Genomic DNA, 19075 nt, shown 5'->3' with positions numbered 1-19075 from the left:
AAAAATAATGATCCCCTGTACCTACAAAAATAAAAGGAACAACCATGTCTGTAATACGTCAACGTATTCTGGAGAATATGCAAAAATTCTCCAGGGCCATGATCGGCGCAGTATTGTTCTTGCCGGTCATTGGATTAATTCTGGCTCTCAGTTCCGTCTTAACTAACCCAACTCTTATTGCTGAAACCAGTTTCCTTCATCAATTAGGGCAACTACTTGGCGATACCTTCTGGCCATTATTCGGCAACCTTGGATTATTGTTTTGCGTGGGAATAAGTTACGGCCTGGCAAAAGATAAAAAAACGGAAGTCGCGCTTGTCTCGGTGATGTGTTTTATCATGTTTCTCGGCGCCAACCATTCATGGCTGGAACATACTCATGCGGTGGCGGAAAAAATTAACGGCGAATATTACGGCACCGGGCAAACGCAGCTATTAGGCTTTGTGGTCGTCGATATGGGAGTATTCCTCGGAATCATCCTTGGCTGCACCATTGCCTGGGTACATAATAAAGTCTCCAATATTGAGCTGCCCGGCGCGCTATCGATGTATGGCGGGGCGAAGCTGACGCTGGTCGCGATGACGCCAGTCATTATCTGCTACGCCATTGCTTTTACCTGGATTTGGCCGTTTATGACCCACGGTATTAGCGCGCTGACCGGGTTTATGAAGAACGCCGGCGTCGCGGGAGTGTTTGTCTACGGCTTCTTTGAAAAATTCCTTATTCCCACCGGCTTGCACCATTTCGTGTGGTCGCCTTTCCAGCTCACGCAAATCGGCGGCACGCTGAATGTCGATGGCCAGGTGGTCTCCGGCACCCAGGCGATTTTCCTCGCCTATATGCGCCATCCAGACCTGACCCCGGTGATGAACGACGCGTTGCGTTTCTCGCAACAGGGGATGACCACCATCTTTGGCCTGGCGGGCGCATCGCTGGCGTTTTATCACACCGCGAAGCCGGAGAAGAAAGCGATGGCGAAGGCGATTCTGCTGCCGGCGATTATCACCTCGATACTAACCGGCATCACCGAACCCATTGAGTTCACCTTCTTATTTGTCTCGCCGCTGCTGTGGGTGATCCATGCGACCTTAACCGCCGCTTCACAGGCAATTTGCGACATCTTCACCGTGCGACCGTGGGGCGCCTCCGGCCTGATTGAATTTCTGATCTACAACCTGCCGCTGCCAGTGTCGTTAACCCGCTGGCCTGGGTACGTGCTGATCGGTATTGGCCAATTTATCGTTTATTACGCGATATTCCGCACGCTGGTCGTGAAGTTAAATCTGAAAACGCCGGGCCGCGAGGATGACGATAACGTCAAATTATACAGTAAGGCGGACTACCGTAAAAAAGTTAGCGGCCCGCAGTCAATGACGGATGAAATTATTAATGGTTTAGGCGGTAAAGCCAATATTATCTCCGTTGATAACTGTTTCACGCGCCTGAGGGTGGCCGTCCATAATATGGCATTAGTTGATGATGAAATATTAAAAAGCACCGGCGCAAATGGCGTAGTACGCAATCGTAATGAAGTTCAGGTTATTTATGGCGTCAAAGTCGGGCAAGTCCGTTCCCGGGTTGATAGCTGGCTAGCAGAAAATTAATTGGGAGTAATATATGAAATTAACCGTATTAGGCGGGGGCGGCGTACGCTCTGCATTTCTGGCGAAGTCGCTGGCTTATAACGCGCACCGCATTGGTTTAACGGAAGTGGTATTTCAGGATAGCTCAGCGGAGAATTTATCGCTATTTGGTGAAATCGCCCGCTATGTATTTAATACCATTCGCCCGGATATTCATTTTACTACCACCAGCGATCCGATAGCCGCGCTGCAGGGTACCCATTACGTGATTACCACGCTGCGCGTCGGCGGCGATGAGAGCCGCATCCGCGACGAGCGGATTGCGCTGGAGCATAACACGCTGGGCCAGGAGACCACCGGCGCGGGCGGTTTTGCCATGGCGATGCGCTCGATCCCGGCGATCCTGCGCTACTGTCAGTTGATCGAGGAACACGCCGACAAAGACGCGATCCTGTTTAACTTTACCAATCCGTCCGGGCTGGTTACCGAGGCGATTATCAAATCCGGTTTCAAACGCCGGGTGTACGGGATTTGCGATGCGCCGTCGGAGCTCATCCGCGAGCTGCCGGAGATCCTCAGCTGCGACCCGCACGACCTGAGCGTGGAATGCTACGGCTTAAACCACTTTTCCTGGTTTACGCATTTCACCGTGCGCGGGGAAGATGTTACCGCCCAGTTGGTCGCCAACCCGGATTTGTATCGCAAAACGGCGATGCAGTACTTCTCGCCGGAGCTGGTCAAACTGTGCGATAACCAGTTGCTCAACGAGTATCTCTATTACTACTACTATCGCGAAGTGGCGCTACGAGCGATTCAACAGGCGCCGGAGACCCGCGGCGAGCAGATTGCCCGTATCAACCACGATATGCGTCAGGAGCTAAGCGGCGTGGATGTTAAAGCGGATCCGCAGGCGGCCTTTACCATCTGGATGAAGCACTACCTGCGCCGCGAAAACAGCTATATGCAGAACGAGTCGCAGCAGGAAAAATTCCATACTCGCGAGCCGTTAACGTTGCGGCAGTTTATCGAAGAGCCGGATACCGGCGGCTACGCCGGGGTGGCGCTGGATATTCTGGAGGCGGTCAACAGCACCACCACCAAACGCATTGTGGTGTCGATACAGAATAACGACACGCTCGATTTTTTACGCCCCGACGATGTAATTGAAATCAGCTGCGATCTGAGCAAAGAGGGTCTTAAGCCAGTGACGCCGGTTAAGGTACCGACGGCGCAGAAAAATATGATTGCCAGCGTGAAGGAGTATGAACGGCTGGCGGTGGCGGCGATTCTGCAGCAGGACAAATCGCTGGCGGTAAGGGCGTTAATGGCTCATCCGCTGGTCGGTTCATATTCGCTGGCGAAGAGGCTGGTTGCGGCCTATCTCGACGATGAACAGTTCGCCGGGTGGCGGTAACGAGTTCACGCTCGATTGAGTAGATACTGTTATCGATTTGCAACTTTTTCGCTTGAGAAAACGTTTATCGCATGTCGCTTCAGAGGACATTGCGCTCCCGGTTGATTTTTATGCAATATGTTTTCCGTGGCGCAGTGAGCGCACAGGGGGCGGCCAGTCGCCGCCGCCCCCTGTACCCCCGGGCTTTGGCCGCCAAAATCGCCGCTACGCGGTCCCCTCGACTTATCCCTGCAGGCTTCGGGTCGGGCCGAGGCTGCGTCCCTGCAAATCACGGCCCTCAGCCCGCATCCATGCGGGCTACCCCGGCCTTCCGGGAACGTCTCAGCGATTTTGAGGCCATCAGCACTGGCAGTTTCAGCCAGCGTGGTGAAGACATTAAAGGCAGGTCACACGGACTGTAGGCCGGGTAAGGCGTAGCCGCCACCCGGCGCAAAAGCGGCTCCTTATCCGCGGATATTGCCCGGTGGCGCTACGCTTAGCGGGGCTACCTATTGCTACGTACGCTGGTAAACCACATTTTTAACAACCGCTCAAAGCCCAATATGCAGTAGCCAAAAAACGGGTTGCTCCAGTAAATATCATCGTCGAACTTCTGCGGGTCGTGAATAATAAACGCCGTATTCGCGGCCTGCGCCAGCGGGCTTTGATAATCGCCGGTAAAGCAAACCAGGTTTATCTCCTTACCTTCCAGCGCCTTAACCCAATTTAACGCCGAACTGCTGCGTCCGGATTTCGAAATGATCCAGATAGAATCAAAGCGGGCAGCGTTTTTTTGCTCAAGGATTTCGTAATCGGGCCACAGCGCCAGGCTAGCGTTCACGCCGGTAACGAGAAACTTATTATAAATATACTGGGCGATCAGCTGCGAAAAGCCGCTGCCGTGGATCAAAATACGCTGCTGCTCAAGGCCTGCCAGCAGCGGCGTCAGCGCTTCTGCTGGCTGAATGCTCATATAATCAATATCGTTGGTGACATCGAGTTTTGGCATGGTGATATTGAACTTGATGAAATAGACCAGCTCCAGCCAGCCGCTGAACTTAAGCTTCTTCGCCAGCCGCACCAGCGAAGAAGGATTACTGTAGCAGCGCTCCGCGACGGTGCGGATCCCTTCACGGATACACAGCTGCGGGTCATTCTGAATAAAACGCAGCACGGTCATTTCGGTTTTACTCAACTTCACGTCACGAAAGATATTTTCTAAGTCCATTACGGGCTCCTCTCAGCGGCAGATTACGCTACCACCGGAGGGCAAATCGGTCTGTGGGATGGCTCTCAACGTCACTGCCGGTATTCACTGCACAGCAGCCATCTTGCAGGTTCATCTTCCTCAATGGAGGGAAAGCGCCCGCCCGCTTCGAGAAAACGATTATCCGTATGGTCGTCATTAACCATTGAAATCTCCCAACCCATCACTATCCCTTTTTCGGCCCAGAAGCGATGATAGAGGCCCACCGGTAGACAGACGCTCTGCCCCGGATGCAGCACCAGCGTCTCAGCGGGTTTCAGCGTACGCTGGCAGCCATCGATCATCACGCTAACATGGCGCTGTTGGTCTAACTGTTCGTCCTGCGTCGCCCAGGCCAGTTGCATGCAGAGGTCGCCGCCGCCGCGGTTAATGATGTCCTCCATTTTGTGGTAATGGAAATGCCAGGGGGTTTGCTGATCTTGCTGAATCTGCAACATTTTTTCCGCATAGGGTTTGGTATAACGCGGGTCGGATAAGGAACCGTTGCGTAACGTCAACAGCGTAAGGCCCGTTTCGCGAAAGCAACCGCTGGCGAAATCCGTCACATCCCATCCAAGCTGTAGATCCTGGACTTCATGCCAACCTTCATGCCGCTTCTGCGGCCAGATTGATGCCGTAAAGTGGGCAAATTCCGGCAGGCTGATGCGAAAAGTTTCGGCCATCGCCAGCGCTTTATCTATCGCATAGTTAATCTGGGAACGTTTCATGGTTTAACTCCGCTTCGCACGGCAAGCCAGGCAGCGCCGCGCATACCGCTACTGTCACCATGCCGCGCAGAAATGATAGGGGTAGAAAAATGGTCGGTGAAGACCAACGGGGCGACCGCCGATGGTAAATCCGCTACCAGCTGCGGCGCGTTGGATAAACCGCCGCCCAACACAATCACGCCGGGATCGATGATATTGACAATAGTCGCCAGCGTCCGCGCCAACTGTTGACGAAAGCGATGGATCTGATGGCAAGCGGCGGATTCTCCCGCCTGCGCGCGGGCGAGAATCTGCTCGCTCGACAAACGCTCTCCGCTGAGCTGTCGATAGCGTTCACGTAGCCCCGTTGCGGAAATAAAAGACTCCACACAGTTAAATCTGCCGCAATAACAACGTGTCGGCGGCCCATCCTCCTCAGGAGAATAGCCGGGCAAGGCGATATGCCCGCACTCTGCGGCAATACCTGAGGCGCCGACGAAAGGCTGCCGCTCCAGGGTAATACCACCTCCGCAGCCGGTCCCTAACGTCATGCCGAAAACCGATGAAAACCCTTCTCCGGCGCCATCGCATGCTTCTGATAAGGCGAAACAATTGCCATCGTTGGCTAACACCACCGGCTGACCGAGCGCCTGTTCAAGCGCATCCTGTAAACGATAGCCGTTAATTACCTGAATGTTGGCGTTACGAATGGCGCCATGCTGTGGCGAAACGCTACCCGGCAACGCGATGCCAATAGCCATCGGCGATCCCATCCGCGCGCGAATATCGGCAACGAAATCCACGATGCACGATATAAATGCCTGACGGTTTTCTTTCCGTGTTGCGCGGCGGTAACGCCCCCGCTCCCGTCCCTGCTCATCCATCACGACGGCGGCGATTTTCGTCCCACCGACATCCAGTCCGAGGTAATTCATCTTTGCCTCCTGCCGATTGGAAGGCGGGCGTGCCCGCCTTCCGAATGGGTCAATACAAGCTTGCTTTGCCGGTGGAACCAAACAACTTCATTTTGTGGCGAATAACTTCACGTGCGGCATTAATCGGTTCCGGATAAATCACATTTGGATCCCACCAGCTCTCTTTACTTAAAATTTCACGTACTTTCAGGAAGTAGGCGTGTTTCATATCGCTGGAGATATTGATTTTCCCGACTCCGAGCGTGACCGCCTCGGCAATTTCCGCATCCGGATTGGCGGAGCCGCCGTGCAACACCAGCGGAATCGACACTCGTCCGGCAATATCGCGCAGGATGTGCATCTGCAGTTCAGGCTGCATCCCTTTTGGATAGATGCCGTGCGCGGTACCAATCGCCACCGCCAGAGTGTCGACGCCGGTACGCGTGACAAAATCCTGCGCCTGCGCCGGGTCGGTATAAGTCACTTTCGACACTCCGCCCTCTACAGACGTTCCCGTTTGGCCGATGGTCCCCAGTTCACCTTCGACAGAGACGCCAACCGCATGCGCCAGCCTGACCACTTCCCGAGTTAGAGCGACGTTTTCTTCATAGGGCAGCAGCGACCCATCGATCATCACCGAGGTAAAACCGCACTGGATCGCACGCAGAACATGCTCCACCGAGGCGCCATGATCGAGATGTAATGTAAACGGCACCCGGCTACGCTGGGTGATATCCCGCACGTAGCTAAAAAAGGAATCGCCGACAAAGTCGTGCTCGCTGGGGTGAATTGAAATGATGGCGGGAGTATTTGTCGCTTCCGCCTCTTCCACGACGGCGCGAATAAAGCAGCTGTCCGCAACGTTAAATGCGCCGATAGCAAAGCCGTGTTCACGAGTCGGTTTAAGTATTTCTTGCATGGAAACTAACATGGTCTTCTCCAGTTTCAGGGTGTAGTTCGCCCTGCCAGGGCGAATATGCGCTGGCATAGAGGGCGTGACTGATAAGTGAATCAGGCGCGGTTTATCGCGCCGGATGCTTGTAAGTAAGGGACGATAGCTTCAGCGCTGGCGTGTTCCATCACCGCCATGGCATCGGCCAGTTCAATAGAGCTGTCATGGCAAAGGGTATGGAGTAGTGCGGCTTTACCTGCCTCAAACACCGCCGCGCCGACATTAATCTTCGCCACGCCAAATGCCGGGCAGCAGGCGAGCTGATCAAATGGCGTACCGCTGCCGCCGTGCAGGGCCAAGGGCACCGAAGAGGCTCGCTGCACCTGAGCCAGACGGTCAAAGTCCAGCGCGGGCGTGACCCCAGGCGCATACATGCCGTGGGCCGTGCCGACGGAGACCGCCAGTAAGTCGATACCGGTTTGCTCGATAAACGGGGCGACGTCCTCAGGTTGCGTCATCAGGTCGGCGTTCGTCGCAGAGTCATAGCGCGGAGCATCCGCCAGATGCCCCAATTCCCCTTCAACACACAGCCCGATGCTGGCAGCCAGAGTGGTGACTTCGCGGGTCTGGCGGATATTTTCCGCAAGTGGAAATGCAGAAGCATCAATCATCAACCCGCTGAATCCAGCGCGAAAAGCCTGACGGATCTTCACCGGTTCTTTCCCATGATCGAGACTCAAGGTCACGGGAACGCTGGCCTCTTCGGCAAGGGTCCTGACCACCGCCATCGCCGTCGCTGGAGGGAAATGCGCCAGATGGCCCTGATAGAGATTGAGAATAATCGGCGCGCGGTATTTTTCCGCCACGCGTACCGCGGCGCGGGCACTCTCCAGATTCATACAGTTAATCGCCAGCAGGGCATACTGTTCACGCCAGGCTTTCTCAACCATCTGCTTCATATCGGCAAACATAGGGCCTCCGTTTACTCAAGGGTAAAGGTGATTTCATCATCGGCGACTTTTTGGTCGCTCAGTTCATCAAACTCTTCATCACGCTCCGTGACCGGTTTTTTCCATAGCGACAACATCACGCCGCAGATAACCGTCCCAATCGCCAGCGCCAGACAAAACAGCAGTGGATGGGTGAATAGCGGCACCACAAACATACCGCCATGTGGCACCGGGCTTTCCACGCCCCAGGTCATAATCAAACCGCCTGCCACCGCTGAAGCCACGACGCAGGATCCCACCACCCGCAGCAGATCGCGGGCCGCGATAGGGATCACCCCTTCGGTGATCATGCAAATACCCATCGGGAAGGCGGCCTTTAACGCTTCACTTTCGGCACGGGTATATTTATGGCGGGTCAGAAGGAAGGACAACGTAATACCGAACGGCGGGATCATGGAGCCGACAAACTTGACCGCCTCCGGCCCATAGACCCCGCTCACCAGCAAGCCATCGGCGAATAACGACATGGTTTTATTCACCGGCCCGCCAAAATCAAAGGTGGCCATCGCGCCAAGAATGGCCCCCAACAGGAATCGTGAACCGCCCTGCATCGACTCCAACAGATGAATCAAGGCCTCCTGCAGCCAGGCAATCGGCTTGCCTATCAGGGTCATCATCAACAGACCGCTGATAATGGTGCTTAATACCGGCAACACCATAATGGGCATCAGCCCTTGCATCGATTTTGGCAATCGAACGTAATGCTTTAACAGCAGCACCGTATAACCCACCAGGAAACCGCCCAGCATCCCGCCGATGAAACCGGTGTGGATTTGCCCGCAGACAAACCCAACTATCAGACCTGGGGCAAAACCGGGTCTGTCGGCGATTGAATATGCAATCGCCGCGCAGATGAGCGGGACGATGAGCCCCATCCCCCAACCGCCGATTTGATTCAACATCCACGGAATGGTGCCGACTTTCTCGGCGACATTGGTACCGCCCAGGACCTGACCGAGGGCAATGCAGATCCCGGCGGCAACAATCAGCGGTATCATCCATGAAATACCCGTTAATAAATGCTTTTTAATTTCCTGCGAAACAGGTGGTTTATTCTCACTCATGGTAGATCCCTCCAGAATAAGGATCAGGCATTAGCTAAGGATTTCTCGACCTTTTCGATAAACTGAATCGGTGATTTAATAACGACCTCCGTTTTCACGCGGACAATTCGTTTGTTTTTAAAACGCTCTTCGCCTTTAATTTTCACATCAACGGCAAGAATAACGACATCGGCGGCAGCGATATCTTCAGTTGTCAGTTCATTCTCAGTACCTATTGTTCCCTGAGTTTCAACTTTGACATTGTGGCCCAGCGCTTTCGCGCCTTTCATTAACTTCTCACGTGCGATATAAGTATGAGCAATACCCGCCGTACAGGCGGCAACACAGACAATATTCATCTCAGACTCCAATAGTTATTGTTAGTAAACATCCGATTCAGCATATTGACTAAAGAGATCAATAATCTTCTGCGGACTGGTTTCTTCGAGCAATTGCGCAATAATGTCATCATCGGCCAACGCTCCAGCGACCTGGGAGAGTAAGCGGATATGGGTGGTATTTTGATCTTCCAGACGGACGGCAAATAAAATAATGCAACGAACCTGGCTTCCATCGAGCGTTTCCCAGGCAATATCCTGGCGAGTACGACCAATGGCGAGCGTAGTATTCAGCACCGCGGATGATTTCCCATGAGGAATAGCGATGTGATTTTCAAATCCGGTCGAACCTTCCGATTCACGCTGCCAAACGTCCTTAATAAACGTTTCGCGACAGCTTATGGCCCCATCTTTCTGCAGCAGATCGGTTAATTCTTCAATAACTTCACTTTTAGTCGTGGCCTTCATATCCAGCAATACACGCTTAGTATTTAAAATCCGGCTGATGTCCATATTATTTACCTCATGGATATAAAATTTCATTGCTGGCAGTTGATGTTGCAGCATGGTGTAATTTCTCGGTGATAACTTTTTCTGTCACCCGCTTAATATCGGCATCGTTAAAAAAAGCCGTGACATAGACTACCGGTAACGCAATCTCCGGCAGATGAATGGTTGAAATGACCAGTTCAATATCATCCTGTCGCTGTAGCGTATGTAGACTACCCGCAGGCAGTACGCCGACGATGGTCCAGTCGGGAAAGGCCCTGAGGACCCGGCTTTTCAACAGATGCGAAGTACCAATCCCGGTCGAACACACCAACAGAACCCGCTTTCTGGCCACCTGCCTCTCCATCGCGGCCTGGAAATGCACGGTTAAATAACCCACTTCATCTTCCGAAACCGCGTTCTCGCCCCAGGCGGCAAATACCTGATTCACCACCCGCAGAGTTAATGGCCACACCTCTGTTAATTCCCCCTTGATATCTTCCAGCAGCGGATTACGGATATAGATACGATAATTCAGCCGGTTAAGCAGCGGCTTAATATGAATGAGCAGCCCTTCATATAACGCGGTGTCATGCGTAAGATCGATATCAACCACCGAGGAAAACAGGGCGATCAGCCGGGAGGTGATTTGCCGGGCCTCATCGCTGGAATGTATATTGCGCAGCATGCTGACATCATCACGTTCTTCCACCAGCATGCCGGACGAAATAATGTATTGATAAATAAACCAGCTTTCGTCCTCTGGTAAAGGATGGGCAATGCGGGCCTCAATTTTTTGCAGCATATTCTGCGCGATACGAAAGATGGACTCATCAAATAACGGATGTCCCTGTTCCCGGCGCGGTAAGGCATTGCCGCGGGTTATGCGATACATCATAATCAGGATATGGGTGAAGATATTGACGTAATATGGCTCGCCCAGCGACCAACTTAATTTTCGTTCCATATCCTGAAGAAGCGACTGCACAAAGATGACATCTTCTTCACCAAAATAATGCACCAGGGCCTTATAGCTACCACTATCCAGACGGGAGTGAATAATATTTCCTGGTTCATTATGGTTAATAACACCATTAATTAATAAGGCCATAGCCTGGCGAACATGTGATTCACTCCCCTCAATATGAGTGCCGCTCTGGCTACGAATAAGCATCAGACCCAGTGGCCTAATCCATGATTCGATCACTTTTAAATCATTTACAATCGAGGCGCTGCTAATAAAATAACGTTCAGACAATTTACTGATCGATGTTTCGCGCGGCGTTTCACTTAATAACTGAGAAGCAATTTTCACACGCCGGGAATTATTCATCATGGCATCTGTATCATCACTTTCGCTACTGAGTAACTGGTCTAATTGCAACAGATCGGCGACGTTATCAGCCAATAGCATGACGCCCGCGCCGGCACGTTTATCAATACTGATTTTCCAGTCAGAGAGCCATTGTTCAAGAAAACGTAAGTCACGCTGAACTGTTTTTTCTGAAACATTTAAGTATTCAGCCATTTTTAATAACGTAACGTATTCTCGTTTAGGCAAGAGAAATTTTAATAATCTGTTCTGTCGCGAGGTAACCATTTGCATTATTTACCCTTATTGCATAGCAGATTAATGCCAATAAGATATCGCTATACGACGCGATCTCTATGAAAATCATTGAGGATAAATATAGGGAGACGGGGGGTAAACAACAATACTAAATCGTGTCCGGATATCCGGACAGAAATAAGACAAGACAGAGAAATGACCGATATTTATAAGTCAGATCACATTTCAGTCATTAATATACGTGATAACGATCTCAAATTCGCAGAAAGAATAACTCCCGCGATATGCTGCGGGAGTTGTTATTTATAGCGTAATCGTCAGCGCATTGCCCTGGGCGCTCACCACCACGCCCAGTTCGCTGCCGACCTGCGTCCCACCCTGCACTCCTGTTATCTGCGGGATATTGCGCAGACACAGCGTCCAGCCGCGGGCTTCGCCTTCGCCGCTCACGGTGATGGTGTTGCCCTGGCGCTTCGCCTTCAGAGTGAAGATCGCGGAACCGTCGGCCGCCGGAACCTGACAGACCGTTTCATTGCCATCGCCAAGCTGGAACAGCTGGAAGGCGGTGCCTTCATGCCAGGCATAATCGGGTTTCTGGTCGTTGTTGCCCAGCGCCAGCAGGGTGTTGTCACGAACATAGACCGGCAGGCTCAGCGCATTGTGACGCTGCTTATGCCAGCGGCTACCAGGCAATTCATCGTTATGCCACAGATGCGTCCAGCGCCCTTCCGGCAGATAAAACTGCACCTCGCCCGCTTCGGAGAACACCGGCGCCACCATGACCGAATCGCCCAGCATATACTGGCGGTCGAGATAGTCGCAGGCGGGATCGTCGGGGAACTCGAGCATCATCGAGCGCAACATCGGAGTGCCGAACTCGTTGGCCAGCGCCGCCTGGCGATAGAGATACGGCATCATGCGGCATTTCAACTGCGTGAAGTGGCGCACCACGTCACAGGACTCTTCGTCGTAGGCCCACGGCACACGATAGGATTTGCTGCCGTGTAGGCGGCTGTGGCTGGAGAGCAGGCCAAAGGCGCACCAGCGCTTATAAACGTGGGCTGGCGCGGTGTTTTCGAAACCGCCGATATCGTGACTCCAGAAGCCGAAGCCGGACATGCCGATCGACAGCCCGCCGCGCAGGCTTTCCGCCATTGATTCGTAGTTGGCGTAGCAGTCGCCGCCCCAGTGCACCGGGAACTGCTGTGCCCCCACCGAGGCGGAGCGGGCGAACAGCACCGCCTCCTGCTCGCCGACGGTCTCTTTCAGCACCTTCCACACCAGCTCGTTATAGATGAATGCGTAGTGGTTGTGCATTTTCTGCGGATCGGAACCGTCAAACCACTGCACGTCGGTCGGGATACGCTCGCCGAAGTCGGTCTTAAAGCAATCGACCCCCATCGCCACCAGGCCTTTTAACTTGTCGGCGTACCACTGGCAGGCTTCCGGGTTGGTGAAGTCATAAATCGCCAGCCCCGGCTGCCACTTATCCCACTGCCACAGCGAACCGTCCGGGCGCTTCAGCAGGTAGCCTTTCTCTTTGAGCTCCTTGAACACCGGCGAGCGCTGGCCGATGTAAGGGTTGATCCACACGCAGACCTTCAGCCCTTTCGCCTTCAGACGCTTGATCATCCCCTCCGGGTCCGGGAAAGTTAGCGGATCCCATTCAAAATCGCACCACTGGAAGGCCTTCATCCAGAAGCAGTCGAAGTGGAAGACGTGCAGCGGCAGATGGCGCTCGGCCATACCGTCGATAAAGCTATTTACAGTCGCTTCGTCATAGTTGGTGGTGAACGAGGTCGTCAGCCACAGACCGAACGACCATGCCGGCGGCAGCGCCGGGCGGCCGGTGAACTGGGTATAGCGGTTAAGCACCGCTTTCGGCGTCGGGCCGTCGATCACGAAGTACTCGAGGTATTCGCCCTCAACGCTGAACTGGACTTTAGAGACTTTCTCCGAGCCCACCTCGAAAGAGACGCGCTGCGGGTGATTCACCAGCACGCCATAGCCGCGGTTGGTCAGGTAGAACGGGATGTTCTTGTAGGATTGCTCGGTGCTGGTGCCGCCGTCTTCGTTCCAGGTTTCTACCGTCTGGCCGTTGCGCACCAGCGCGGTAAAGCGCTCGCCGAGGCCGTAGACGGTTTCGCCGACGCCGAGGTCGAGGCGCTCAAACATGTAGTTGCGCTGGGTCTTGCTATCCTGCACGTAGCCGTTGTTTTTCAGTTGGCTACCGGTGATACGCACGCCGTCGCGCAGAAAATCCAGCGCCCAGAATTCACCTTTAGTCACCCGCACGCTGAGGCTGCCGCTTTTCAGCTCGGCGAACTCTGCCGTATTTTCTATTTCGACATGGACGTCTTTCTGCACGCTCAGCGGATAGTGCGGACCGTTATCCAGCGCGCCCTGAAAGTGCTCCATGCGCACGCCGATTATCCCTTCCTGAGGCGAGAAAAAGCGCAGGGTGAACAATGGCGTATCCAGCTGCCAGGCGCGTTCGCGGACATCGCGCGGCGCGGCATAAACCACCATTTCATTCCCCTGCTGCTCAACCTCGTAAACCTGTACGGGTTGGATCAGGTTGAGCCCTGGTTGAATGAGCCAGTTTCCATCACTGATTTTCATTAAAACGTCCTCTTAGTTTTGCCATTCTTTGTCGATCGGGGCTGCCGTGAATTCTTGTTCGTTGCGACGCGCGCCCTGGGCCAGCTCGGCCATCATTTTTTTCAGGAACGGTGTTTTTAGCGTGTAGTAGCGTTTGGCGATTACCGCGCTCAGCAGGTAGCACACCGCCGGAACGAGGGTGAACAAGGCGATAATGATGGTGAGGGTGGCGCTGTTCTGGGTTTTAGCGGCGGCGTCATAGCCGCCGCCGGCCAGCATCCAGCCGATCAGCGCGCCGCCCAGCGCCAGCCCCAACTTGAGCACAAACAGGGTGCCGGCGAAGCTGATGCCGGTCAGGCGTTTGCCGTTGCACCATTCGCCGTAGTCGACGGTGTCGGACATCATCACCCACTGGATTGGCGTCACCAGCTGGTGCAGTACGCCAATGATGAAGATAAAGACGAACATGGTGATTTCGGCGTCCATCGGTACGAAGAACATCGCCACGCTGAGCACCGCCAGGAGGGCGTTGGTCCACCAGAAGACGCTGACTTTGCATTTCCAGTCGGTCAGCGGCTTCGCCAGCGCCGAGCCAATCAGGTTGCCGACGCAGTAGGTGGTGAGGAAGATGGTGAACAGCGCCGCCGAGCCCATGATCCAGGTGGTGTAGTACATCATCGCGCCGCCGCGAACGCAGACCGCGAGGATATTGAGGATGGTGAGTACGCCGACCACCCGCCACTGGTCATTGCGCCAGATATCGCGCAGGTCTTCACGCATCGAGGTACTGCTCGGCGGCGCTTCGACACGCTCTTTGGTGGTGAAAAAACAGAAGGCCAGCATCAGGAAGGCGACCACCGAGAGCACCGCAATGCCACCCTGGAAGCCCAGCGCTTTATTTTCGCCGCCGATAAAGTTGACCAGCGGCATCATCAGCACGGTGGAGAGCATGCCCCCCGCCGTCGCCAGCACGAAGCGCCAGGACTGCAGCGAGATGCGCTGCGTCGGGTTATCGGTGATCACGCCGCCGAGCGCGCAGTAGGGGATATTCACCACGGTGTAGAGCAGGGTCAGCAGCGTGTAGGTCACGGCGGCGTAGATCAGCTTGCCGTTGTGGCTTAAATCCGGCGAACTGTAGGCCAGCACGCAGACGAGACCGAACGGGATAGCGCCGAAGAGTATCCACGGGCGGAACTTACCCCAGCGGCTGCGGGTACGGTCGGCAAGCAGGCCCATGCACGGGTCGGAAATCGCATCCAGCGCCCGCGCCAGCAGGAACATGGTGCCGACAAAGCCGGCGGGGATACCGAAAATATCGGTGTAGAAAAACATCATGTATAACATGACGTTATCAAAAATGATGTGGCTGGCGGCGTCACCCATACCGTAGCCAATTTTCTCTTTGACGGACAGAATATGATCTTTCATTTGCGCACTATTCCCTTAGCGGCACCGCGGATTGGTACCGGTTACGATTTTTTTAAACCTTTGGCGCAGTAAGATGAATTGCGATATCTCGTTATCAAATTACGTTTCTTGTTTTCTGTGATCGCGGTAGCCCGAAAGAGTGTGAAAAAGTGTAACCCATGGATTTTGAACGGATTTGTCTCAGGCTGTTCTGCAAAGTCCAGTTTTAACAGTAAAAAAGTGCGTTTAGGTATGTGGTAAATGCCTGAAAGTAGCTATAATGCGCCCCGCCTCCATGTAGCAATCGAGGCGCGGAAGATCGTCATCTCCGGTGAGGTGGCTGGACTTCAAATCCAGTTGGGGCCGCCAGCGGTCCCGGGCAGGTTCAACTCCTGTGATCTTCCGCCAAAGTTTCTCATTCTCTATCGGCCATTCGGCATATATTAAATATTCTGCTGTTAGCCTACCCTGTTGAATACTTCCTTCTGGAAGTTGTATTTCTCACATCTAAATACAACATATCCAAACAACGATAACGCCAGCGGTCTTATCTGGAATCAAAACAGCAATAATTTATTTGTGACCTTCTTTCAGCTATTGCAAAAGATATTGGTTATGATTTTGAGCGCGTTCAGTTACAAACTGCTATCTACTCGCCAATAGCACACGGTGAAATTGAAAACGATCAATTAAAAATAAGAAAGGGTCTGGCATCCATAATCACTGATGAAGGGACTATAAAATGGAGATTGTTGGTGTTCCCAGCCGAGAGGAGAGTTAAGTTCATCGACCCCATCAGGTACTCGCAATATCTGATAAGTGCTAACCTCACCAACTATCAAGGAGTTGATTATGGCTGATTTTCATTCTACCCCAGATATCACCGCTAGCGGAACCGAGCGTCAGCTGCTGGTTGGCTATCGGCCCAATGGCCAGGATACCAGTACACTAAGTCTTACCCTTTCCGGCAAGTAGCTACGCGAAGCGGGGTTCGATACCGGGAAGCCGGTCACGGTTAAGGTGATGGATGGCTGCATTGTATTGCTGCCTCTCAGCGATAAAGAAGAGAAGCTAACAGCCGAATTACGGCATATTCAACAATCGCTGAAAAGCGTCAACAGCACGTTGCAACATGCCTGATAGCGAGCAAGCCCCCGAGTGGCGGCTAGCGCCTTACCCGGGCTACCAGACGGCGCAGAACAGTAGCCCTGCTGAGCGCAGCGCGAGCAGGGAAAATTCCCGCCTCAGAAGTAATAGCCAATATTGACGTTAGTGCGAAAGTACCATTTGCCGCTGCCCTCGGACTGGGTGCTGGTCCAGCCGGTAGCGTTCAGCGCGCCGCCCCACGGATTAACGTTCTTCGCCCAGCTGAGATCGACCCAGAACATCACCGGCAGAGCGAAGACCTGTACGCCAAGGGTGTTCATCTGCGAATCGCTCCAGCCGCTTTTATCTTTCCACAGCACGCTGTAGTCATTGTAAAAACGCAGCTTCGACACGCCGCCCCACTTCACGTCGACATCGCGGGCGACGTTCAGCGACGCGGTCGTCGCTTTCGCCGGGATCAGGTAGGCCGGCGTCAGGCCGTTGCCGCCCATCAGTATCGTATCGTCGCTGACGCCCGCTGGGTTCTTCGGATCGTACTGATAGCGAATCAGCTGCGAGGTCAGTTGCCACGGCCCGTTATGTAACATGCCGTGCACGCCTGCCGCCCAGAAGGTGCCGTCGTCGTCGGTCTCGCGGTTGTGCAACCGCGCCAACGCCAGCGAGCCGCCCAGCTCGTTATTCCAGCCGCCGCCGTGAAAATCCCGCGCAATACGCACATTCACCTGGTCGCGCTTTTCATTATGCTGCTGATGCTGAGTCGGATAGATAGTGTTTTTTAGCCGATCGTAATCGCCAACGTCCGGCGCATAGCGCAAATTCTCCGGTTCCATCCACGGGAAATAGGCCACATCCAGCGACCAGTTATTATCGTGATATTGATAGTTCACGCCGCTACCGGCGCTCACGCCAAAGCCTAAATAAAACGGAATACCGTAGGACCAGCCAAATTGCGGATAAGGTTCAAGGCCAAATGGTTTACCGGGGATCCCCAGTTGAATATTATTATTGTTGTCGAAGCGATACCCTACGTAAGCGCGGTCGATGGCGTATTTACGGTGATCCTGGAACCAGAACCCGGCATCAAAGAAATAATTATCATAGAAGCCGCTGCTGTCGATACGGAAGGTATCAAAACGCAGATGCGGCGGGTTGCGGTAATTACTGCCTTTCCAGTCCTCATAGCGATAGTTCGCCCGCAGCGCGCCGCCGAAATCCAGCCCGGCGAGATTATCCGCGCTGCGCCAGCCGATATGCGGGAACGGCTTGCCGTCGTCCGCCAGCGCCAGCCCGCTGGTCGCGGCTGCCAGCAGCAGAGAAAGGAGTATTTTACGCATAGCACATCCCTCACTTTATTTTTATAAGCGATAAAAGGCCGTCGATTAATATCGACTTATTATTTTGTCTCAGTGGTGAAACTCTTAATTAAATAGCATGATGATTTTATTTTTGTTCCAAATATGAAACTCTGTTTATTATTTGATAGAAGAAAAATCGCACGCAGGATGTCGGGCGTCAAGGTATAAACCTTGAGCCATAACGCAATATTATTATTCTTCCGGAGTGATATTAATATTTGCGACATGGAAAGGAAAAGGGTCTCAGATATGAAACAAAAAATACTTCCAGGTAATGACTATCGCTATATGGCGTACTGGTAATTAGCTAACTCTTTTACCGTCATCGGCAAGCCCTGCTTTAGCAGCATCTCCAGGAACTCATCGACGGTCATTGGAGGATGCTTGAGAGACTGCCGCTGCCTTCTCACCGCTTCCAACGCCAGTGCATGATTTAGGTCGAACAGATCCGATATGAAAACATCAGGATGAAGTGTTTCAATTTCAAATGGAAGCAATGATTCTGCTGGAAAGTCTTTATGATTTAACGTAACGATAATTTCAGCCTTCGCTCTGATTGCCGCAGCAAGGACATGCCGATCGTCAGGGTCGGGTAAAACTAGTCCGTTAATTAATCCTGCAAAACCCGTTACATTAGCATCCGGTAAAGCTGCATTCATGAGATCAACGGTACGACGCAGCGCTTCAGGTGCTATATCGGGCCGATTTATAAGGAGATTCCTGCACCATTCATCGTGAATGAAGCGGCTCCATTTTGGTTGATAAAGTCCAGCGATCCCTAAGTGCATTAATAAATCCCTGAGCCGTGCTGGATATAATACACAAGCATCTAAAATCACCGGATAAGGTGAATGTCGCATTAATACATCCCTAAGTCCTGCGCCTGATCCGCCAGCGCTTGCATCGCGTCCAGGCTTTCCTGTTCCCTACGTTTTTTATACTCCATCAGATCGGCAAACAGAACCCGCCGATGGCGTCCAGTTTTATGAAATGGAAGCTTCCTCGCTTCCAGCAGTTTAACCATATGCGGACGAGAAACATTGAGGATATTCGCTGCTTCCTGGGTGGTGAGTTCAGCATGAACAGGAACAATCTGCACCGCGTTGCCACAAGCCAATTCCCCAAGGATCTCCATCAGCATAGTCAGAGCGCTGGTTGGCAACTCAATAGTATGGGTCTTGTCATCTTCACCCACAATCGCAATACGCTGCGTTTCAAGATGAGTAGAAAGATATGCCGCCAGCTCACGCTGCCCGCGCTGGGCAAGTTCACTCTCCTGCGGATCCGGAAGGTTCAGTTTAGTCATGCGCTTGTCTCCAATGGCCATGTACAAATTATAATCGCAATATTCGAAACTCACAATATTCGAAATAAACGAAACACTCTTATGTCGCATTCGCCGATTTTCACTTTTTTTATA

Annotated in this window: 17 protein-coding genes, 1 tRNA gene and 1 pseudogene; 5 read left to right on the top strand and 14 right to left on the bottom strand. The window is 53.1% G+C overall.

Annotated elements, in window-relative coordinates:
- Positions 1-44: 44 nt before the first annotated feature.
- Together KGA69_RS06780 and KGA69_RS06775 are read left to right on the top strand one after the other, a co-directional pair.
- Positions 45-1604, top strand: a complete 1560-nt coding sequence (locus KGA69_RS06780) for a PTS transporter subunit EIIC (RefSeq protein ID WP_213292929.1) — start codon at positions 45-47, stop codon at positions 1602-1604.
- A 13-nt stretch (positions 1605-1617) separates the two neighbouring features.
- A complete protein-coding gene (locus KGA69_RS06775) occupies positions 1618-2997 on the top strand; it encodes a family 4 glycosyl hydrolase (RefSeq protein WP_045390560.1) in 1380 nt (459 codons plus the stop codon).
- Between the two features lie 484 nt (positions 2998-3481).
- Here KGA69_RS06775 and KGA69_RS06770 read toward each other — a convergent pair whose 3' ends face one another.
- The 11 genes from KGA69_RS06770 to KGA69_RS06720 form a co-directional block, all read right to left on the bottom strand.
- Positions 3482-4204 carry a MurR/RpiR family transcriptional regulator gene (locus KGA69_RS06770; RefSeq protein ID WP_015369125.1) on the bottom strand — a complete coding sequence of 241 codons (723 nt, stop codon included), beginning with the start codon at positions 4202-4204 and terminating at the stop codon, positions 3482-3484.
- 71 nt (positions 4205-4275) lie between these two features.
- Positions 4276-4950, bottom strand: coding sequence for a D-lyxose/D-mannose family sugar isomerase (locus KGA69_RS06765; protein ID WP_047078202.1), 675 nt, complete (start codon positions 4948-4950; stop codon positions 4276-4278).
- Entirely contained in the window at positions 4947-5864 is a 918-nt protein-coding gene (locus KGA69_RS06760; protein WP_213292928.1) for an ROK family protein, read from the bottom strand. Before KGA69_RS06760 ends, KGA69_RS06765 begins: the two co-directional genes overlap by 4 nt.
- 49 nt (positions 5865-5913) lie before the next feature.
- Positions 5914-6774: a ketose-bisphosphate aldolase gene (locus KGA69_RS06755; protein WP_045386571.1), complete on the bottom strand. Its 861-nt coding sequence runs from the start codon at positions 6772-6774 to the stop codon at positions 5914-5916.
- Between the two features lie 80 nt (positions 6775-6854).
- Positions 6855-7706 carry a class II fructose-bisphosphate aldolase gene (locus tag KGA69_RS06750; RefSeq protein ID WP_047078204.1) on the bottom strand — a complete coding sequence of 284 codons (852 nt, stop codon included), beginning with the start codon at positions 7704-7706 and terminating at the stop codon, positions 6855-6857.
- Between the two features lie 11 nt (positions 7707-7717).
- The gene (locus KGA69_RS06745; RefSeq protein ID WP_015369120.1) at positions 7718-8809 is read right to left on the bottom strand and encodes a PTS fructose transporter subunit IIC; all 1092 of its coding nucleotides are present in this window, start codon (positions 8807-8809) and stop codon (positions 7718-7720) included.
- Positions 8810-8832: 23 nt separating this feature from the next.
- Complete coding sequence (locus KGA69_RS06740) at positions 8833-9147, bottom strand: PTS fructose transporter subunit IIB (RefSeq protein ID WP_015369119.1); 315 nt, start codon at positions 9145-9147, stop codon at positions 8833-8835.
- Positions 9148-9168: 21 nt separating this feature from the next.
- Positions 9169-9639, bottom strand: a complete 471-nt coding sequence (locus tag KGA69_RS06735) for a PTS sugar transporter subunit IIA (RefSeq protein WP_213293131.1) — start codon at positions 9637-9639, stop codon at positions 9169-9171.
- Between the two features lie 10 nt (positions 9640-9649).
- Positions 9650-11221: a BglG family transcription antiterminator gene (locus KGA69_RS06730; protein ID WP_047078207.1), complete on the bottom strand. Its 1572-nt coding sequence runs from the start codon at positions 11219-11221 to the stop codon at positions 9650-9652.
- Positions 11222-11488: 267 nt separating this feature from the next.
- Positions 11489-13807, bottom strand: coding sequence for an alpha-xylosidase (gene yicI / locus KGA69_RS06725; RefSeq protein WP_213292927.1), 2319 nt, complete (start codon positions 13805-13807; stop codon positions 11489-11491).
- Positions 13808-13819: 12 nt separating this feature from the next.
- Positions 13820-15214 (bottom strand): glycoside-pentoside-hexuronide family transporter, encoded by a 1395-nt coding sequence (locus KGA69_RS06720; protein ID WP_045390552.1) that lies wholly within the window; start codon positions 15212-15214, stop codon positions 13820-13822.
- A 292-nt stretch (positions 15215-15506) separates the two neighbouring features.
- On the opposite strand from KGA69_RS06720, the gene KGA69_RS06715 reads away from it, so the two are divergent.
- From KGA69_RS06715 to KGA69_RS06710, 3 genes and pseudogenes are all read left to right on the top strand, one after another.
- A tRNA-Sec gene (locus KGA69_RS06715) sits at positions 15507-15601 on the top strand.
- 167 nt (positions 15602-15768) lie between these two features.
- A complete protein-coding gene (locus tag KGA69_RS24270) occupies positions 15769-16053 on the top strand; it encodes a DUF6680 family protein (protein WP_317852636.1) in 285 nt (94 codons plus the stop codon).
- A pseudogene (locus tag KGA69_RS06710) lies at positions 16046-16333 on the top strand (SymE family type I addiction module toxin). Before KGA69_RS24270 ends, KGA69_RS06710 begins: the two are co-directional and overlap by 8 nt.
- A gap of 104 nt (positions 16334-16437) precedes the next feature.
- Here the strand turns inward: KGA69_RS06710 and KGA69_RS06705 are convergent.
- The 3 genes from KGA69_RS06705 to KGA69_RS06695 all read right to left on the bottom strand — a co-directional run bounded on the left by KGA69_RS06705 (position 16438) and on the right by KGA69_RS06695 (position 18961).
- Positions 16438-17634 carry a porin family protein gene (locus KGA69_RS06705; protein WP_015703847.1) on the bottom strand — a complete coding sequence of 399 codons (1197 nt, stop codon included), beginning with the start codon at positions 17632-17634 and terminating at the stop codon, positions 16438-16440.
- Positions 17635-17939: 305 nt separating this feature from the next.
- Entirely contained in the window at positions 17940-18515 is a 576-nt protein-coding gene (locus KGA69_RS06700) for a PIN domain-containing protein (RefSeq protein WP_032706547.1), read from the bottom strand.
- Entirely contained in the window at positions 18515-18961 is a 447-nt protein-coding gene (locus KGA69_RS06695; RefSeq protein WP_213292926.1) for a helix-turn-helix domain-containing protein, read from the bottom strand. The genes KGA69_RS06700 and KGA69_RS06695 overlap by 1 nt, the downstream gene beginning before the upstream one ends.
- Positions 18962-19075: the final 114 nt, after the last annotated feature.

Origin of the sequence: Klebsiella sp. A52 (assembly GCF_018388785.1) — a bacterium.
In the GTDB taxonomy this organism is placed as follows: Bacteria; Pseudomonadota; Gammaproteobacteria; order Enterobacterales; family Enterobacteriaceae; genus Klebsiella; species Klebsiella aerogenes.
This window is presented reverse-complemented; position numbering and strand designations above follow the sequence as displayed.